The sequence below is a fragment of the Sorangium sp. So ce327 genome (genome assembly GCF_051530205.1).
GTDB classification, from domain to species: domain Bacteria; phylum Myxococcota_A; class Polyangia; order Polyangiales; family Polyangiaceae; genus Sorangium; species Sorangium cellulosum_B.
The window spans coordinates 4,006,960-4,024,645 of record NZ_CP150330.1 but is presented as its reverse complement, the minus strand read 5'-3'; the positions used below and the strand labels follow the sequence as shown (position 1 = coordinate 4,024,645).

General features: G+C 70.6%; 10 protein-coding genes. 5 read left to right on the top strand and 5 right to left on the bottom strand.

The genetic code is table 11. The annotated features are described in order from the left end of the window. Position 1 precedes the first annotated feature (1 nt). The 5 genes from WME95_RS15180 to WME95_RS15160 form a co-directional block, all read right to left on the bottom strand. Entirely contained in the window at positions 2 to 493 is a 492-nt protein-coding gene (locus WME95_RS15180) for a hypothetical protein (RefSeq protein ID WP_437909089.1), read from the bottom strand. Beyond that, the gene (locus tag WME95_RS15175) at positions 490 to 4,212 is read right to left on the bottom strand and encodes an nSTAND1 domain-containing NTPase (protein ID WP_437909088.1); all 3,723 of its coding nucleotides are present in this window, start codon (positions 4,210 to 4,212) and stop codon (positions 490 to 492) included. Before WME95_RS15175 ends, WME95_RS15180 begins: the two co-directional genes overlap by 4 nt. Next, positions 4,209 to 6,200, bottom strand: a complete 1,992-nt coding sequence (locus tag WME95_RS15170) for a CHAT domain-containing protein (RefSeq protein WP_437909087.1) — start codon at positions 6,198 to 6,200, stop codon at positions 4,209 to 4,211. Before WME95_RS15170 ends, WME95_RS15175 begins: the two co-directional genes overlap by 4 nt. A 556-nt stretch (positions 6,201 to 6,756) precedes the next feature. Further along, positions 6,757 to 10,038, bottom strand: coding sequence for a protein kinase domain-containing protein (locus WME95_RS15165; protein WP_437909086.1), 3,282 nt, complete (start codon positions 10,036 to 10,038; stop codon positions 6,757 to 6,759). Between the two features lie 92 nt (positions 10,039 to 10,130). Beyond that, positions 10,131 to 10,865: a hypothetical protein gene (locus WME95_RS15160; protein WP_437909085.1), complete on the bottom strand. Its 735-nt coding sequence runs from the start codon at positions 10,863 to 10,865 to the stop codon at positions 10,131 to 10,133. Positions 10,866 to 11,243: 378 nt separating this feature from the next. Between WME95_RS15160 and WME95_RS15155 the strand changes: the two genes are divergently transcribed. The 5 genes from WME95_RS15155 (at position 11,244) to WME95_RS15135 (ending at position 17,606) form a co-directional block, all read left to right on the top strand. Further along, on the top strand, positions 11,244 to 12,905 hold the full coding sequence (locus WME95_RS15155) for a sigma 54-interacting transcriptional regulator (protein ID WP_437909084.1): 1,662 nt from the start codon (positions 11,244 to 11,246) through the stop codon (positions 12,903 to 12,905). A 737-nt stretch (positions 12,906 to 13,642) separates the two neighbouring features. Beyond that, positions 13,643 to 15,475, top strand: coding sequence for a hypothetical protein (locus WME95_RS15150; RefSeq protein ID WP_437909083.1), 1,833 nt, complete (start codon positions 13,643 to 13,645; stop codon positions 15,473 to 15,475). Between the two features lie 92 nt (positions 15,476 to 15,567). After that, positions 15,568 to 16,581: a hypothetical protein gene (locus tag WME95_RS15145; RefSeq protein ID WP_437909082.1), complete on the top strand. Its 1,014-nt coding sequence runs from the start codon at positions 15,568 to 15,570 to the stop codon at positions 16,579 to 16,581. Next, complete coding sequence (locus tag WME95_RS15140) at positions 16,578 to 17,096, top strand: hypothetical protein (RefSeq protein ID WP_437909081.1); 519 nt, start codon at positions 16,578 to 16,580, stop codon at positions 17,094 to 17,096. The genes WME95_RS15145 and WME95_RS15140 overlap by 4 nt, the downstream gene beginning before the upstream one ends. 357 nt (positions 17,097 to 17,453) lie before the next feature. Next, positions 17,454 to 17,606, top strand: a complete 153-nt coding sequence (locus WME95_RS15135; protein ID WP_437909080.1) for a hypothetical protein — start codon at positions 17,454 to 17,456, stop codon at positions 17,604 to 17,606. The last annotated feature ends 80 nt before the right edge of the window (positions 17,607 to 17,686 follow it).

Genomic DNA, 17,686 nt, shown 5'->3' with positions numbered 1-17,686 from the left:
GTCACAGCATCCCGTCGTCGAACTCGCCGAAGCGCGCCGGTAACTTCAGCTTCACTGCCGGTTTCGCCGGCGGAGCCTCGTTGAAATCCACGAGCGGCGGGGAGGGCTGGCTCTCTTGGATCGTCACATTCTTCTCCAGCGCCTCTTTCGCCCCCTTCCACACGCGCACGCGGCGCACCTCGCCGACCTTGCCGATGAGGTCGATCGCCCCATCCCGGCGATACGCCGGTTGGCCGTCCACCTCCACCAAGGCGTCGCCCGGCACCACGAGGAGGGGCACCCGGCGCTCGTCCGGTCCGAGGACGGCCATCCCGGGGCGAGCCGCTGCCCTGGGCGCGGCGCCCTTCGCCGCGCTCGACGCCGGCGACGCGCCGCCGCCAACGCCCGACGGCGGCCGTTCACAAGCGACTAGGCACATCGCCGCCGCCATCACGAACGCCCCCGCGACGAACGCCCCCCCGCGATGGACGCGCCCCCTGGTGCCGATGCTCATGGTCCCTGCCCCTCCCCGAAGAACGGCGTCCTCGAATGCTCGCGCTCGCACGCGGCGTGACGCTCCAACGCTCCGTCCGGCGGCTCGTCGAGATGGAGCATTCGCAAGCTCGCGGGAAGGCAATCCACATTGCTCGACAGCAGGCCCCGCCGGAGCTCGGCGACGTCGATCGTGAAGGTGCGGGTTGTGTTGTCGGCCGCGACGGTGAAGAGCCGCTTCCCGCCGTCAATGAAGGCCATGGAGATGATCGCCGCCTGCGTGTCGAGCAGGACAGGCTCGCTCGTCCCTGGGCGTTGCCACCCATCGCGGCTCCACAGGAGGACGCCGCCGTGCCGCAACGAGAAGGCGATCTGGCCGCCGTCAGGGCTCCAGATGGCCTTCAGAACGGCGACGCCGCGATCGAAGGATGCAACGACCGCGCCGCTCGTCACGTCCCAGACCTGGACGGTGCCATCCCCGGATCCGGTGACGATGCGCGCCCCGTCAGGGCTCCACGCCGCGCTGTACACGGCGCCTCCGTGCCCTTTGAACACCACGGGCTCCTGAGCGACCGAAGCCAGCCAGACGCGCGCCGTGTGGTCCATGGACGTGGTGACGATGCGCTGTGCATCCGGGCTCCACGCGGCCGAGGTGAGACCATCCGTGTGCCCGGACAGCATCAGAGCATCCCCCGTGCCGTCCACGGAGACGACGCGCGCGGTCCGGTCGTCCGATACGGTAACAAGGCGCGTTCCATCCGGGCTCCACGCGGCAGCGCGCACGGCGGCCGCGTGGCCCTGGATCGATACGGCATCTCCCTTGCCGTCCACGCGGACGATACGCGTCGCCCCGTCGAAGCACGCCGCGGCGACGCGCGCACCGTCGGGGCTCAAGGCCGCGCCCGCGATCCATGCGCCCTGCTGCGCGAGCACGACGTTCACGCCTGTGCCGTCCGCGCGCCACACACGCACCGCGCGGTCGTCGTACGCGGAGGCGACGAGCTCGGCGCCGGGGCCGATGGACGCGGCGTGGTAGACTTCGCGACGCTCGCGCGGCAACGATTCGAGCAGCGCGGGCCGCCAGATCCGGGCCGTGCTGTCTCGCGAAGGCCCCCCAACCAGCGGCGCCGCCGCGGTGAGCACCCGCGTCCCATCCGGGCTCCACGCGGCCGACAACACCGGGGCGTCGTGCCCGGCCAAAATGAGGTCCTTGCCTCCCTCCGACGGCCAGAGGCGCGCAGTCTGATCGAGCGAGGCCGTGGCGACGTACCTGCCATCCGGCCGGAAGGCCAAGAAGGTGACAGGACGGCTGTGCCCCGCGAGAACGACCGGCTGTCCGGTGCCGTCGGCGCTCCAGACCCGGGCTGTCTTGTCGGCCGACGCCGTGGCAACGCGCGCGCCGTCGGCGCTCCACGCAGCGAAGAGGACGCTGCCCTGGTGGCCCTTGAGCTCGACCGGTTTGCCCTCGCCAGAAGCATCAAAAATCCGCGCGGCGCCGTCGCTCCACGCGGTCAGGACGCGCGTTCCATCGGGGCTCGGCGCGGCAAACAGGATCTTCGCATCCGGCCCTTTCAGGATCACCGGCTGCCCGACGCCATCGGCCGCCCAGACACGCGCCGTCCCGTCCTCGGACGCAGTGAGCACGCGCGCTCCGTCAGCGAAGAACGCCACGGCGCTCAGCGCTCCCGTGTGGCCTCTCAGCTCGACCCTGCCGTCGCCGCCGGCGACCGCATAGACCCGAGCCATGTTGTCAGCCGAGCCGGTCACGACGCGGTCTCCCTCGGGGCTCCACGCGGCGAGGCGCACAGCCCCGCCTCCAGCCTCGAGCACGGCGATCTGGCCGCCGCTTTCGCCCCACAGGCGCGCTGTCCCATCCTCCGAGGCGGTGAGCACGCGCTTGTCGTCGGGGCTGAAGGCGAGCGCGTTGATCTGCTTCTCGTGCCCGGAGAACACGACGGGATCGCCCGTCCCGTCGGCGCTCCAGAGCCTCGCCGTCCTGTCATCGGACGCGGACAGAACCCGCTGGCCGTCATGGCTCCACACGACAGCGCGAAGTGGCTGCTCATGGCCGCGGAGCGTGACGAAGAGCGCGTTCTGGCCGAGCGCATCGCTCGCCAGCCCGACCCAGCCGCGCGCTGCCTCGGGCCGCTTCACCTCCGGCAAGAGCTTGATGCCCCACGCGATCTGGCCGCTGTTCTTGAGCTCGCGAAAGCCCGCGAGCAGGCGCGCGTCGGAGGCCTCGATCTCCTTGTCCTTGGCGTTCTCCTCGGCCGCCCGGGCCTCCTTCGCCGCAGCCTGGGCGGCAACCCGCTGGCGAAAGGCATAGAGGCCCAGCGCCATGGCGCCTGCCGCCACCACGACAGCCACGAGAGCCAGGACCGCGAAGAATCGCCGCTGCTGCCGCGCCCTCGCGAGCCGCTCGGCCGCCTCGCTGCGCTCGCGCGCGAGCTCCCTCTCCTGCTCTTCCTCGCGGCGGCGCTGCGCTTCCTCGCGGCGGCGCTGCTCCTCCTCGAGCTCGCGCTGCTGCCGCGCCTCGGAGACCCTGCGCGCCAGCCAGTCGTGGCCTATCTCGAAATAGCGGCTGCCCTGGTGCTCCTCTGCGTGGAGGATGGCGGCGCCCTCGAGCGCCCTCAGGATCGGCCCGAGCTCCTCGGCCGGCAAGAGTCGGAGGAGCTCCTTCTCGGTGCGCAGGGTGCGGCTGCCATCCGCCGTGATGAGGTGATCTTCCAGGAGGCGCCGCGCGGCCGCGCTGAGCGCGCCGAGCTCGTCGAGCGTCGCCTCGAGATATCGCCGCAGGATCGGCTCGGCCTCGACCGCCTCCTGCTCCGCCGCGCCGCTGCCCTGCGCCCGCTGCTGAAAGCGCGCCCGGCAGACGATCTGCGCATAAGCAGCCTGCGCCTCGGCGTCGTCCGACTCGGCCTGGCCGGGCATACGCACCTGGAGCATGAGCGCGCGCACCGGCGCGAACTCCCAGGTCTGCGGCGGCTGTCCGCCGGCCGCGGCCTTGCAAACCGCCTCGGAGAGCTCGGCCACGGTGAGCGGGCCGACCCGGAAGCCGTGGCTCAACAGCCGGCGGTGCTCGCGCAGCCGATCGCGGAAGCGGCCAAGGTAATCCTCGCGGAGCAAGATCACCACGCGCAGGCCGCGGAGCGGCGTGTCCACGAGTCGATTCAATGCCGCGAAGAACGCCTCCACCTCGGTCGTGCTTCGGCTCGGGTAAAGGAGCTGCTCGATCTGGTCGAGGTACAGGAGCGCGATTCGGGGCGACTTGCGCGCGGCGCGCTGCGCGGCCGACAGCAAGGCCTCATCGGCCGACAGCTCGGCCGGCCGCGCGCCGAACGAAAGCGCGGAGTAGACAGCGTCCGCGAGCCATCGCGTGGGCTCCTTGTCCTCGGGCCAGGCATCGATCCGCACGACCCGGAGCCGCTGCGCGTCGACGAGCGCAGGGATCACCGACGCTTGCATGAGAGATGACTTGCCGGCTCCGGACGGCCCATAGACGGTCACGCAGCGGTTGGCGAGGACGCTCGCCTCGAGGCGGTACGAGAGCTCTCCGCGACCGTGGAACCGATCCCGATCGGCAGCGCGGTACGGCTGCGGGCCGGGGAACGGGTTCGGCGACACGACGACGCTCGCGGGCTCCGCCACGTCCACGACCGAGGGCCGGTCGACGGACGGCGGAGATCGGCTGCTGCGCGCTCCATCTGCCGCCTCGGCTTCCGGCGGCGTGCTCTCGCTCATGGCCCCTCGTCGGGGGTGAACGCCTCGAGCTGCGGGACGAGCGCTGGCTCCTCGATGACCGAGGCGATGCGCCCGCCGCCCGGGAGCCCGCAGCCGGCCTCCCAGATCTCGGGCTCGCTGGCGTCGACGTCCGACGTCAAGATAACCAGACTGTCGCTTGGCGCCTGCCGTTGATCGTAGAGCCAGCGCATCAGCATGCGATGGCGAAAGTCGAGCGCCGAGAGCCCGACGAACAGGCCTGGCTGAACGCGCGGCCGCGAGAGCAACTCCTCCATCCACACGGGCGGGTCGAGCCCGATGGCCCCAAGAAGACCGTGGATGTGATCGTCCTCGGTGAGCACGGGGTGGGAGAAGATGGGGCGGGGCCCGGCCGAATATCCTCCGTAGAGGCGCAGGATCACGACGTCGCCGTCCAGCTCAAACCGCCTCGGAAGGACGCGCTCCATCTTCCACACGGCGGCCCCAGCGGCGCGCTTCACCACGAGCGGTTTGCCGCTCGCGCTCAGCAGCGATGGCTGGATGGCGAACACGTTCCGCCGCGGGTGAGCCTCGGCGATGGCGCGCTCCATGTGCGGCCGCCAGAGGAGCGTGATGTGGACGCCGGGCGTGACGAGGCGCGCGAGCGTCCGGGCGAGCGACGGGACCGGCTCCTCGAGAGAGGCCATGAGCGCTTGCTGGAAGAGCACGTGCAAGCTCTCCTGCCCGAATCTGAGCGCGCACCGCTGCGTGAGCGCGCTCAGCGAGAGGGCCGCGGTCGCGGTGTCGCCGCCCGCCTCCATGAACGAAAGAAGCTCGGCCTTCAGCGCGGCGCGGTCCTCCTCGAAATCGCCGAGCACCATCGTGAACGGCCTCTCGAGCAGGCTTTGCAGCGCCGGTGAGAGGCCCCTGGAGCCCCGCCGCGCTCGCTGCTGAGAGATACGCCGTTCGCCGAAATCGAAGATGGCCGAGCCTGTGCCTCGTAAAAAGAGGATGGGAGAGAACGCCTCGGCGCTCTGCGCGAGCAGCGTCCTGCGCGCCGCCGCCACGCTCGCGCCGATGTCGCCGAGGCCTCGCTCCGCGCCCGTGAGGGACCGGTAGATCTCGGACGAGCAGAGGCGCGCCACGTCCGCCTTCACCGGCCACAGGTGGGCCACCACCGCGTCCGCGCCGGCGCTCGCCAGGATCTCGGCCGCGCTGCCGAACGCGCCTGCCTTCGCGCCCTCGCAGGCTTCGAGGATCACGAGGCGCAGCTCCTCGCAGAAGCTCGCGGAGAGCTCGCGCCCCAGGGCCTCTGCGGTGATCCACGCCTCCTCGCCGTCCTCGTCGTCGGCCACGCGCAGGACAGGCTTCCCCGAAAGATCCACCCCGCCGTGACCGAGCCAGTGCAGCACGTGAGGGGTCTTGCCGCGCCGCAGTCGGTCGAAGAGGACTTGAGCGCTGATGTCCGGGCCGGCGATCGGGTCCAGCCACTCGACCTCACCCGCCTCGATGGATGGCGAGAGGGCCTCTTTCAGCACCACGAGGCTCCGCTCGTCGCTCCCCGGCGCGATCGCCAGCACGCGGACGGCTCCCAGGACGTCGCGCGGCTCCCAGGGATCCGGCGAGGTCACGCCGCGCGCCAGGAGGACCTTGGGATCCGTCCCCAAGAAGCCCTCCATCGTACCCGGCCGGCAAAGGGCTTCCCAGGGGATCCCCAGGAGCGCGCGGTCGCGCAGGAACAATCGCACGAGGAGCGGGCTGTCTTTCGACGCCTCGCGGAGCCTCACCAGCACATCCCGGAGATCGCCCTGGAGCAATTCGCCGTAGAGCGCCTGGGCCTCCTTCACGACGGCGGGATCGAGCGCCCTTCCGCTCCGGACCGCCCTCCCGACCTTGCTGGCGAAGCTTTGCAGCGCATCGATGCCCAGCTCGGACGAGAGCGTGTGCGCCGGGGGGCGCTCTCCGCGGCTCCCGCGCGCGCCCACACGCACGCCCTGCCCGCCGGAGTCCACCTCGATCTCGATCCACATGGGCATACTCCGATGCAGACGTCACTGCATAGGCGAGCCGCCTCGTCTACTGCGCCAATCGCGGGAGAACGACAATGAGCATGCGGATTCGCAACGACAACGCGAGGTCACGACGGCACACCCGCGCTCCGATCAATCGATAGTGATGGGTGCGGCCCGCTCCTGCGCGGTGTGCATCCCATCGGCGGTTACCCGCCTCGGGCTGCGCGTCACGGAGGAGCACGCTTGTCCCAGACTCGAGCAGATACCATGCCAAGCACCAGAGGCCCCGGTCCCGCCTCGTGCCCCTCAGGGACCGAACGAGCCTTCCAAGAACGTAGGGCCGCACGATCTGCACCCATCGCGGAGCTCTCCACGTCCGAGCGCAAGCGGCATGGGTCGACGCTCGGCGCGTCGGCGGCTCATCCGCGCCCGGCGAAGCGGGCCGCAGCACCCATGACGTGTCAACAGGTCCCGGACGCGTCACGTTGACGCGTCCGCAGCTCCCGGACGCGTCAACGTGACGCGTCCGCAGGTCCCACGCGTCAACGTGACGCGTCCGCAGCTCCCGGACGCGTCAGTCCGACGCCGGAGGCGAGCTGTCGGCCGCCACCGTCGTTGAGGTCGGCTCGCCGCCCTCGCCGCCCCCCAGCGCCCCTTCCAGCGCTTCCTCCACCGACAGCACCTCGATCCGCCGACCCCAGTGCTCCCGCGGTATCCCGTGCACGAGCCCCTGCACCGCATCCCTCCACGAGTCCCTCGCCTCCGGGAACGCCGGCCCGAGCAGCCCGAGCGCCTGCACTCCGATCCCGGGAATGCGGCACTGCACCGCGAGCGCGGCGAGCGACCGCACCTCCGCCTCCTGCGCGCCCGCCCCGCATGCCAGCGCCACAGACCGCGCCAGCAGCGCCCCCCACGGCCGCGCCATCTGCCGCCACAACCACGCCGCCCTGTCCGCCAGCGCCGCTGCGAGCTCCAGCGCCCCGGCCCGGTAGGCCACGGCCGCCTCGTTCAGCCGCACCAGCGCCTCCAGCTCCTGCACGCCCACCCGCTGCACCGCCTCGACCAGTTCCAGGTCCGGCTCGTGCGCCTCCCCCATGCGGTAGCGCGCGGCGCGGAGCAGCCACTCTGCGCGCCCTTCCCAGTACGCGTGCCGGGCCCGCGCGGCGAGCTCTCGTCCGACGGCCGCGCGCTCGGCCGCTTCCTGGTGACGGAACGCTTCCAGCAGCGCCGAGGCGCAGTTCACGGTCGCCGCGATCCGCGCGGTCAGCCGCGGCTCCTCCTCCGCCGCGACCGCGTGCAGCGCCGCCGCTTCCTCGAACCGTCCCTGGCTATAACGCAGCAGCGCCTGCCCCTCGATGAAGCAGAGCTGCGCCATCGGCTCTCCGGATCGCTCCGCCCACTCCCTCACCGACGCAAGAACCTCTCCCAGCAGCGACGGCGACGACTTGGCCGCAGCCACCACAACGCGCACCCGCTGGCGCCTCCGCTCCAGCTCGGCATCGGCGAACGGGGGAATCCCGTCCGCCAGCTCCAGGGCCCGCATCCCGTTCGCGCCCGGCGCCGCGAGCCCGGCGCGCACCAGGGCCTCCAGGTGCTGCACCTTCGGGGTGCGGCGCACCGCGCGCGACAGCTCGTACAGCACCCGATCCAGCGCGTACGGCGTGCCCTCCGCGAACGCCAGCTTCACCCACTCGGCGAGGAGCGCGTCCTCGTATCCGGCCTCCACGTGGTCTTGCTGCCGCACGACGCGCAGCCCCTCCGCGAGCGCCGTCACCGCAGCGGCCAGATCCCCCTCGCGCCCGCGCCGCTGCGCGACCTCGATCGCCTCCGCCCACGCCTCATGCACGTCCTCGGCGGCGAGCCAGTGGAACAGGCGCCCCTCCTGGCCGGGGCGCAGCGTCCGAGCGATCGCCCGGTGCGCCGCCAGGCGGCGGCTCGACGGCCACGGGATGTCCACCTGTCCGCGCGGCACCATGCGTCCACCTGGCAGCCGCCGCGCCGCGCCGCTCGCCTCGATCGCCTCGCATTCCGCCTCGATCTTCCACAGCGGCTGCTCCATCACCTGAGCGAGCTGCGGCAGCTCCAGGTGATGTCCACCGACCGCCAGCCATCGCAGCAGCTCCTCCTGGTGCGGCTCGCGCACTATCTCCACCGGAGATTCCACCGGGGATGACCGCGCGCGCATCGCGCCGAGCATGCCGGCGCTCAACCGCACCAGCCCGTCGCGGTCGATCCGTAGCTGCGCGCTGTCCCAGCGGGCCAGCCCGAGGCGCACCCACAACGTCACCTCGGCTTCGATCCACAAAGGCAGTCCTTCGGTCCGCTCCCAGAGCGCCCGCGCCCCGTCCTCCCGCAGGTGAAGCAGCCGGTCGGGCCCCGCGAACAGCGGGCGCAGCGCCGCCTCGTCGAGCGGGCACAGCCACGCGATGTCCGCCGCCCCCTCCCGCGCATCGGAAGGCGCCGCCAGGAGCGCCCGCACGATCGTGCCTTGCCCGGAACGGACCCGATCCAGCACCGCAGCCGACCACCGATCGAGCCCTTCCGCGTCGTCCGCGACCACGACCACGCCCCGCGCGAGCACGGACCGAAGCTCCGCCTCGACCCAGGCCGTCATGTCAGCGAGCCCGAGCGCCACGCCTTGTTGAGGCACTCCGACCACCGCGTGCACGCTCGCCAGCGGCGTGCGGGCAGCGCGCGTCCACGCCACCTCCCGCCCCTCGCGCGCGAGCGCCTCGGCCGCGTCGCCCAGGCAGCGCGAGCGCCCGGAGCCCGGCGGGCCCACCACATCGACGGAGCGCCCCGCCCGCGCGGCCGCGAGCACCTCGCCGAGCGCGCGCCCATCCCCGAGGAGCGGCAACGTCGGTCCGGCCCGCGCTACGGCCGGCTGTCCTCGGAAAGCGGCCAGCACCTCGGTCGCCGTTCGGAACCGCTGCTCCTTGTCCCTCGCGAGCAGCCGATCGACGATCCCCGCCACGTCCGCGGGCAGGTCGGCGGCGAGCTCGTGCACCGGGGGCGCGGGCTCCAGGAGCCGCGCCCGCAGCATCCTCTGGAGGTCCTCCCCGTCGTGAGGGATCTGCCCCGTGAGCGCGTCGTAGAGCATCACCCCGATCGCGTAGAGATCGGTCCGTGGATCCACCGCCTTGCCCAGGATCTGCTCCGGGGCGAGGTAGAGCGGCGTGCCGAGGATCTCTCCGGCTTCCGTCAACCGATCCGACGGATCGCGCCAGAGCGAGACGCCGAAATCCAGCACCGTGGGGCGCCCCTCCCGGCTCACCAGGATGTTGTCGGGCTTGAGATCCCGGTGAACGATGCCCGCCGCGTGCACCCGCGCGAGCACCTCGAGCAGCGCCATCGTCGGGTCGACGAGCGCGGCCCAGCTGCAGCGGCGTCGTTCCCCGCCCCGGCGCGCGACGCTCCCCGGAAACGGCTCGCCCTCGACACGCTCCATCACCAGGAATGGCCTGCCCCCCTCCATGCCGTCGTCGAGGAGCTGCACCACGCCGGGCACGCGGAGCATCCGGAGCGTCGTTATCTCCCGATGGATCCGCGAGAGAAGCTGGCCCCCAGCATGGCGCATCCACTTGAACGCCACCTGTCCGCCGAGAACGAGATCGTCGGCCGCCCAGACCTCACCGTGCGCGCCGGCGCCCAGGCGCTCGACCAGGCGGTAGCGGCCCGCGATCACGCGGCCGATCTGGCTCGCCTCGCCGGGAGGTGCTGCCTGCAACGACGCTGTCGCCTCGGCGCTGGCGCGCGTGCCGCCTGCTCCCGGCAGGAGCTCACGCGCTGCGCCGGCCGCGTGGGGGTTGTGATCGCGCTCGGTCGTCGGGAGGAGCGTGTCATCCCTCGGCGCCATGCGCCCAATCTAGCGCCAGCGCCCGGGCGGCGTCTTCCGCAAACGGGTCGACCGCGGCACGCGCGCAGGCCGCCGAGTCTCGACAAGCGGCGCTATCGCGCGGCCGGGACCCGCTCTCCGCGGTAGTTGATGCACCCCGTGATCACGAAGGTGCTACCAGGGCCCCATCCCCGGTTTGCCACATCGATGAACTCCTGGAGCGACTTCGCTTCCTGCGGTCCTGTCTTGACCGCGACCGCCGCGCTCTTGCCGGCTGGCTCGTACGCCGCGGGCAGCATCCAGTACTCCGTGCTCGCCGGATCGAGCAGTCCGTTCACCACGTAGGCGAGGCCCCGTGCTTCGAGCGGCATCGCCGCGCTCAACCTCACTCCCGCCGCTTCGAACGGCTCGTTCCGCGCCAGTACGAGCCCGCCGACTCTCTGCTGCAGCACCTGGAACAGCCTCCCTCCCGTGGGATCCAGCTGGAAATCGCAAATTCCCACGTCGGGATACGTGGGCGCCGGCAGGCGCGAGGCCGGCGGGATCTTCGTCCATGCCTTCTGCCTGGATGCGTCGTCGTAGCGGTAGACGTCGGCCTGGGCCCACACATAGAACGAGCCGGGCCGCCACAGATGGACCACGTTCGTCTGCCAATCCGAGAGCGACCATTGGACCATGTGCTCAGGCGGCGGTTCGATGTCGAGCGTATTGTGCGGGTGCTCGAACAGGAGCCAGCGCTGCAGCTGGCCACGCTGGGTCTCCACGCTGAACGCGTAACCAATCACCTTCCTGCTCTTCGGGTTGACGACCTGAACAGCCCCAGGTTGGAGCAGCCCCATGATGCTCATGAACTCTTCCTCCTCATGCTCTCAGCGCAGACGAGCGCCCGCTCCGCGAGCCAGTGCAGGCGCGATCGGCGCGGGTTCGCGACGCCGGGTTCAACCGCGCTGGTGCACCCGGCCCGAGCGCCTCTCCGCCGCTCTATCCTTGCACGTGCAGGGCCTGTGCCAGCGACGTCCGTCGAGTGCCGTTCGAGGAGGGCGGAACGCCGGTCGCGGCAGGGTGCCCCCGGATCGCTATCGCGTGGTTCCCTGGTTCTTGCGGCCGCTGCGCGCCATGTTCAACATGCCGTGCCAATGGAGCCTGGAAGCCGAGCACTGCTCGAGAGGTCGACGCTCATTGGCCGGCACACCACCGGCGGCGCGCGAGGCAGCGCCGCAAGGCGGATGCTGACGATCCTGTACCACCCCTGCCTGGATCGCATCGGAGATCGAGCGCTGCTCCCCGAGCTCGACGCCGGCGGGGCAGCGCCGCTGTCGCGGGTGGAGCCGGCCTTCGCGCCGCCTGGTCGATCGGGGGGCGAGCCGCTCGCCGACGAGCACCTGAGCCGCAAACCCTTGCGCTTGCTTCCAGCCGTCGACGGCGGAGTACGTCTCGAGCTGGGCGACAGCAGCACGGTGGTCGTGGTCCACGGCAAGCGCCTGCAGTCCGACGCCCACGTCTCCGCCGCGCAGCTCCGGCGGGGTGTCGTCCTCGAGCTCGGTCATCGCGTGGTTCTCCTGCTCCACGCTTCGGCTTCCCGGCAGGACCTCATCACAGGCACGAGCGTGCCAGGCGAGGAGCGCGAGCTGATCGGCGACAGCGACGGTTTGCGGCAGCTCCTCTGGGAGGTACGGAGTGTCGCGGACATCGAGCTGCCCGTCCTGATCCGCGGAGAGACCGGCAGCGGCAAGGAGCTCGTCGCACACGCCATCCACCAGGCGGGGCCGCGGCGCGGGCGTCCCTTCGTGGCGATCAACTTCAGCGCCATCGCGCCGACGCTGGCGAGCGCGGAGCTGTTCGGTACCGAGAGGGCATCCTTCAGCGGCGCGGTGCAACGAAAGGGCTACTTCGAGCAGGCGCACGGGGGCACCCTGTTCCTCGACGAGATCGGAGACGCCCCGCTCGATCTCCAGATTGCCCTGCTGCGTGTCCTCGAGACCGGCGAAGTGCAGCGCACGGGCGCGCAGGTCCGCAAGGTCGACGCCAGGGTGATCGCGGCCACGGACGCGGACCTCGAGGCGAAGGTGGCCAGCGGGATGTTTCGCGCCCCTCTGCTGAACCGCCTCTCGGCGTATGAGCTCAGCGTCCCGCCGCTGCGCGAGCGCCGGGACGATATTGGCCGGCTCCTGATCCGCTTCTTCCGCGAGGAGCTCGATCGGGTCGGTGAGATGCACCGGCTCGCTCCCCCCGCGCCGGAGGACAAACCGTGGCTCCCGGCCTCGCTCGTCGCGCGGCTCGCCGAGTACGATTGGCCGGGCAACATCCGACAGCTCCGGAACGTCGTACGGCAGCTCGTCATCGGGAGCCGCGGCAGGGACCGCCTCGAGGTCACCCCCGCGGTGGAGCGCCTCCTGGCCGCGCCCTCGAGCGCGGGCGCCGAGCTGCCCGAGGACGATTCGCCGGCACGGCACGCGGCCCGTTCACTCACGCGACCGGAGCCGGCCGCGCCCGCGCCTCCGTCGGGCCAGATCGCGTCCGCGCCGGCCTCCGCGACCCACGCCGCGTCCCACCCGACCCGGCGCTCGACGGCCGACATCACCGAAGACGAGCTGGCTGACGCGCTCCACGCGAGCCGGTGGAACCGGGCCGAGGCGGCGAAGCGGCTTGGCATCACCCGCCCCTCGATCTACGTGCTCATCGACCGCTATCCGCGGTTCCGCGCGGCGCAGGATCTGACGCTCGAAGAACTCACCCGCTGCCACCGGGAGTGCGAAGGCGATCTCGGGCGCATGGTCGAGCGACTCGAGGTATCGGAGGAGGCGCTGGCGCGTCGGGTACGCGATCTCGGTCTCGGTCAGGGCGCCGTGTTGGCCCGCCGGGACACGGACATGCCCCGCCGAGAATGAGGCAGGCACGCCTGGGCTCGCTCGCGGATCTGCCATAGCGCGCGCTTCGACGGGGAATCGGGCTCGAACCCGATCACCCATGGGCGCCAGCGTTCGAGCACCAGGCTCTTTTCACCAGCGCAGCTCAGGTCGACACGCGCCCGGTGGCTTTACGCGTCCGGTCGTCACCGACGCGTCCGGTCGTCACCGACGCGTCCGGTCGTCACCGACGCATCACCTCGTCGCCGACGCGTCAAGTCGTCACCGACGCGTCAACCGCCGGCGCGGCGACCCCTCCAAGCAGCAGTGAGCAGGGCGCGGCTTCACCTCGGCAGCAGCTCCACCGCATCCATTCGCGCGTCTTCCGGAGCCGACCTTCGTTCCTCATGATTCGTATCAGGTTCTCGCGGCGCGGATCGCAACGCCGGGCGAGCCCAAGTCAGTCGGTTCCCTCGCTGACGAGGTGACGCAAACGACTGCGCCTCACGCGGCGTCCGGCGTTCGACATCCTGCACTGCAGCCTGTCTGCACACTGGCATGGCGAATGCTATTGAGCCCAGCCGAAGACGGCTGACGCCCACCATGAGCCGGCGGGCATCGAGCGCCGCAGAAGGTCATGGGGCGGATCCTTCGCCAGCGACGCACGCCCTGGCTCACGGACAGCAGGCCTCGCAATCTCATCACAGCATCCGATTTCTGGCTCTCGAAATTCGATCACGCAAACAGTCATTTTTCTGCACAATGCAAGGAGTGATAAAATGAAACGTGGCAAGTTGAACGTTGGGTTCGTCTCTGCAGCAGCGATCATGATCGCTGCCGGCACCGCGAGCGCCGCCCCCACCATGGAGCTGACGCAACTTCCGGTGTCGCAGTCGCTCCGGGAGGCGTTGAAGAGCAAGCGCGGCATGACGGAGACGCAAGTCGACGAGTTCATGGCGACGCTCGCGAAGATCGCCTTCTACGACGATCACAAGAACCCGACGGACGAGAGGCGCAACGACCCCTCGGTCGCCAAGGTCTACTGGGCAGCGCCTTTCTTCGCGCCGAACCCTGCGCGGAGCGCCGTCGGCGCGGACTCGTTCGCAGATTACGCCCTCGCGATCCTGGACGCGGCCGACCAGCTGCTCAATTCCTTCGAGCTGGAGGCCCAGGAGTACCTGCGGCTGACCCTCCGCCAGAAGGATATCGAGGACAAGATCGACAAGATCGATAAGGCCCTCGCCGGATCCATCGATCCGATCGCTCGCCAGAGCCTCGAGCAGCTGCGCCCGCAGCTCGAAGACGAGCTGGCCGCCGTCGAGGCGGAGATCGCCGCGCTCGCCAGCGCGGGCGCCGAGGGCGCCGCCAGCCTCGGGAGCTCGCTGCGGCGATCCATCGCCAACAGCTTCGTGCTGCAGATGTCCCGCATCGGCGTGGCGCCCAACGCCCAGGAGCAGACGCTGCTCAATTCCAGCAATCCGCAGAGCTGGGTCGCAGGCCTGACCCAGCTGCGCGCGCGCGCGGGCAATGGCCAGTTCGGCCTGCGACAGGCCATCCTGGAGAGCGGCTACACCGCGGAGCAGCGCGACGTGCTGCGCGTCTACCTCGAGCTGCGCCCGGACGTCGTCGCCAAGAACCTGTCGCCCACGAAGGTGTACGCCCGCCCGACGGCGCAGACAGTCTTCGATCAGGAGGACGGGCTCATTACGCGCCGGAGCGCCGAACAGATCCGCGGCGTCAACCTCGGCAGCGGCGGCGCGTGCGGCAGCGTCCGCTCCTGCAGCGTCCTCATCGAGTACACGAACATCGGCGTGAGGCCCGCGCGCTTCTCCCACGGCGGCCCCACCGAGGTGACGTCCGTCATGCTGCCGGTCCGCTTCGAGGCCGACGTGACGGTGGCCGTGCCCGACTTCGTCGGAAGCATCGAGTGCGACTTCAAGACCGGCTGGACGGCCCAGGGCCGCGCCGACATCAAGGACGGCGCCATCGTCTATGACGGAGACCTGACGAACAAGATCAAGTATGACAGCATCGACTCCGGGTTCGGCGGCTGCCGACTCGACATCCCGAAGGGATCCGAGGACTCGGCATTCTATCATATCCTGACGGACCTGGACCGCTACTACACCAAGCTGCACAGGGAGCGGCAGCAGGCCGCCAAGCGGGAGAAGAACGCGTACCGCAAGTCGATCGAGGACGAGCTGCGGTGGCACCAGGCGAACGCCCAGCGCCCCAAGCGCGGAGGCTGGTTCGGCGACGTCTTCGGCCTGTTTCTCGGCGGGGGCATCTTCCCTGGCATCGGTGCCCGGCTCATCGGCGAGACCCGCGGTTTCTACTGGCACACGACCATCCTCGATACCAGCAGCATCGATGCGATCCATGTGCAGCAGAGCTATAACGTGCGTAATCTCACGGGCACCCGGCGCTACTCGTTCGACGGGTTCCCGCAGGTCTGCTGGACACCGGCCGCGGGGAGCCTCACCAAGGTCATGAAGGCATGCCCGGACGCGCTATTCCCGGAGGCGACCACGGAGGTCGACGTGGGCGAAGAGGCCTGCGCGGAGACGGACGTCTTCGGCGACTGCGTGGACGCGGAGTCGACGGAGATCTGATGGATCGCACGGCGGCGGGGGTCGGCGGCACCGGCCCCCGCCGCTGTGTTGCGCCGCTCAACGGAGATTTCAGCGAGGAAGTCATGCGAAACATGTTGAAGAGTCCGAAACACGCAGGGGTGGTCGCGGGCCTCGTCGCCCTCTGCGCCTCCGGATCCACGGCAGCGCAGGCAGCGCCGCAGGAATTCGAGGTGCGCTACACGGCCGCCGCGGGCGGCAGCACGGAGCTCGCGCCCATGCCGACGGTCGCCGTCATTCCGAAGGGGAACGCAGCGATCTCGTCCGATCTGTCCACGCAGCTCACCGACGCTGTGACCGCCGCGGGAGACGGCGCCGCGGACGGCGATCGCTTCTCGGCGACGGCGCGCCCGTCGGGGAGCGCTGTCCGGTGGGGCTACAACGCCCTCACCCAGCCGCGCTCGGCCAACAGGAATCTCACGGAGGCGTACCTCAACAATCTGCTCTCGTGCCTCCACTCGCTCGCGGAGGATAGCGTCGAGATCGCGGCGCTGAACCTCCTGCTCGCCGGCGGTGCCCTTCCGGGCGAGACCGAGCGCGAGGCCGCCAAGAACGGCGGCCGGCAGATGTTCGAGAACTGGAAGGCCAACCGCTGCCAGACGAGGCGAAACTCGCTGCCGTTCTTCGAGCGGAACAAGGCCGACATCCGGGCCGCCACCTCGGGCATGCTGACCGACGAGTTCGACGCGACCGTCTTCAACGGTCAGCCGCTGCTCGATCTCATCCGGTCGCTCTATCCGCTGTTCTATCATCCCGGCGGCCTGTGGGCAGTCGACCGCAAGGCGCGGCTCGATCCCCTGTTCGTCACGGCCGTGGACAGCGGCTTCCTCACGGTCGACGAGGCGAAGAACGTCGCCCAGATCGAGTTCAGCAGCTACTGGGATTGGGTGGTCTACGTGAGCGCGAACAAGCCGACGCTCTCGCGCGCTTTCTTCTCGGCGGTCGCGGAGCACTGCGTCGGGAGCATCGACGGGCTCGGCGAGCCGTTCCAGTTGCAGCAATGCGTGGACGGCGGGGATCTCGAGCTGGCCACCCTGCGCGTACGGGGCAAGGACTACGTCGCCGCGCAGGCGGGAGGGGCGCAATGAACCGGAGGCGATGGATCGCGGCGGGCGCTGTCGCCGTCGTCGCGGCGCTCGGGCTCGTCGTCGCGGGAACACGGGGCGATCTCGGCCGCGCGGCAACGGCGCTCGGGATCGGGGACGTGTCGAACGAGGGTGCGCAGGCGGGCGAGCATCCGCAGGCGAAGGAGCGCGCCGCCGCCCCCTCACGCCACGCGCGACCACGCGCGCGACTCCGACCGGGCAGCGCAGCCGCCGGGGCCGCGGACGCGCCGTCCGAGGACGCCAGCCAGCGGCCGAAGGTCGACGTGGAGAAGGTCGAGGCGGCGCTCGAGCGTTTCAACACGATATCCAGCCGCATCACGCAGGAGCAGCTGGACGCGGAGCAGAAGCGCATGCTGGAGGCGAAGGAGAAGCTGTCGGCCATCGAGGCGCCGGAGCCCAGCGCACGAGAGATCGTCGATGATCACGGGTTCCAGTGGGTCGAGCTGACCTATCCCTCTGGCGACGTCCGGTACGAGCTCCCGCAGGCGCGCCCGTGAGCTTGCACGGCCGGGGTCGCGAGGCACCGATCCCGGCAATGCAAGCGCGCTCCTGCGGCGGCGCTCCAGAGGAACATCCCGTGGTGGCACTCCAGAGGAACATCTAATGAAGGACCGGCTGACCGCCGGCCTGCAGACGCAGACATCAGGAGAGGGCACATGCGCCAGTCAAGGCTTTGGTTCGTGGTCGTCGCGCTCGCAGCCGCACTCCCGGCGTGCGGAGGGACATCCGGAGGCAACGCTCCAGGCAAACCTCCTGAGGAGGCGGGCCCGACCGAAATCGACGAGGATTCAGGCAACGCTCCGGGCAAACCTCCTGAGGATGCGGGCCCACCCGGGATCGACGAGGATTCCGGAGTGTCGCCCACCTGCATCGAGGAGCAGGTGACCTACGTCCTGGCTCTCCTGCCGCTTGGGGAGAACCTCAGCGTCGCCGAGGCAGTCCAGGCCGTGCTGGCTCACCCCGAGTTCACCAGGGAGATGCCCTACTGCTCCGGCAAGCGGCCGTAGCCGCTCGTGTCGGGTGGTCGATGCGGCTACTTCGCCTCTCCCGCCGTCCCGGCCCCCGCGTGCGTCGGCGTGCGCTCGGC

Excerpts from the sequence above, each read along its gene's own strand:
- WME95_RS15175 (WP_437909088.1), bottom strand. The coding sequence starts at position 4,212 with ATGAGCGAGAGCACGCCGCCGGAAGCCGAGGCGGCAGATGGAGCGCGC.
- WME95_RS15170 (WP_437909087.1), bottom strand. The coding sequence starts at position 6,200 with ATGTGGATCGAGATCGAGGTGGACTCCGGCGGGCAGGGCGTGCGTGTG.
- WME95_RS15150 (WP_437909083.1), top strand. The coding sequence starts at position 13,643 with ATGAAACGTGGCAAGTTGAACGTTGGGTTCGTCTCTGCAGCAGCGATC.
- WME95_RS15180 (WP_437909089.1), bottom strand. The coding sequence starts at position 493 with ATGAGCATCGGCACCAGGGGGCGCGTCCATCGCGGGGGGGCGTTCGTC.
- WME95_RS15145 (WP_437909082.1), top strand. The coding sequence starts at position 15,568 with ATGTTGAAGAGTCCGAAACACGCAGGGGTGGTCGCGGGCCTCGTCGCC.
- WME95_RS15140 (WP_437909081.1), top strand. The coding sequence starts at position 16,578 with ATGAACCGGAGGCGATGGATCGCGGCGGGCGCTGTCGCCGTCGTCGCG.
- WME95_RS15160 (WP_437909085.1), bottom strand. The coding sequence starts at position 10,865 with ATGAGCATCATGGGGCTGCTCCAACCTGGGGCTGTTCAGGTCGTCAAC.
- WME95_RS15165 (WP_437909086.1), bottom strand. The coding sequence starts at position 10,038 with ATGGCGCCGAGGGATGACACGCTCCTCCCGACGACCGAGCGCGATCAC.
- WME95_RS15155 (WP_437909084.1), top strand. The coding sequence starts at position 11,244 with ATGCTGACGATCCTGTACCACCCCTGCCTGGATCGCATCGGAGATCGA.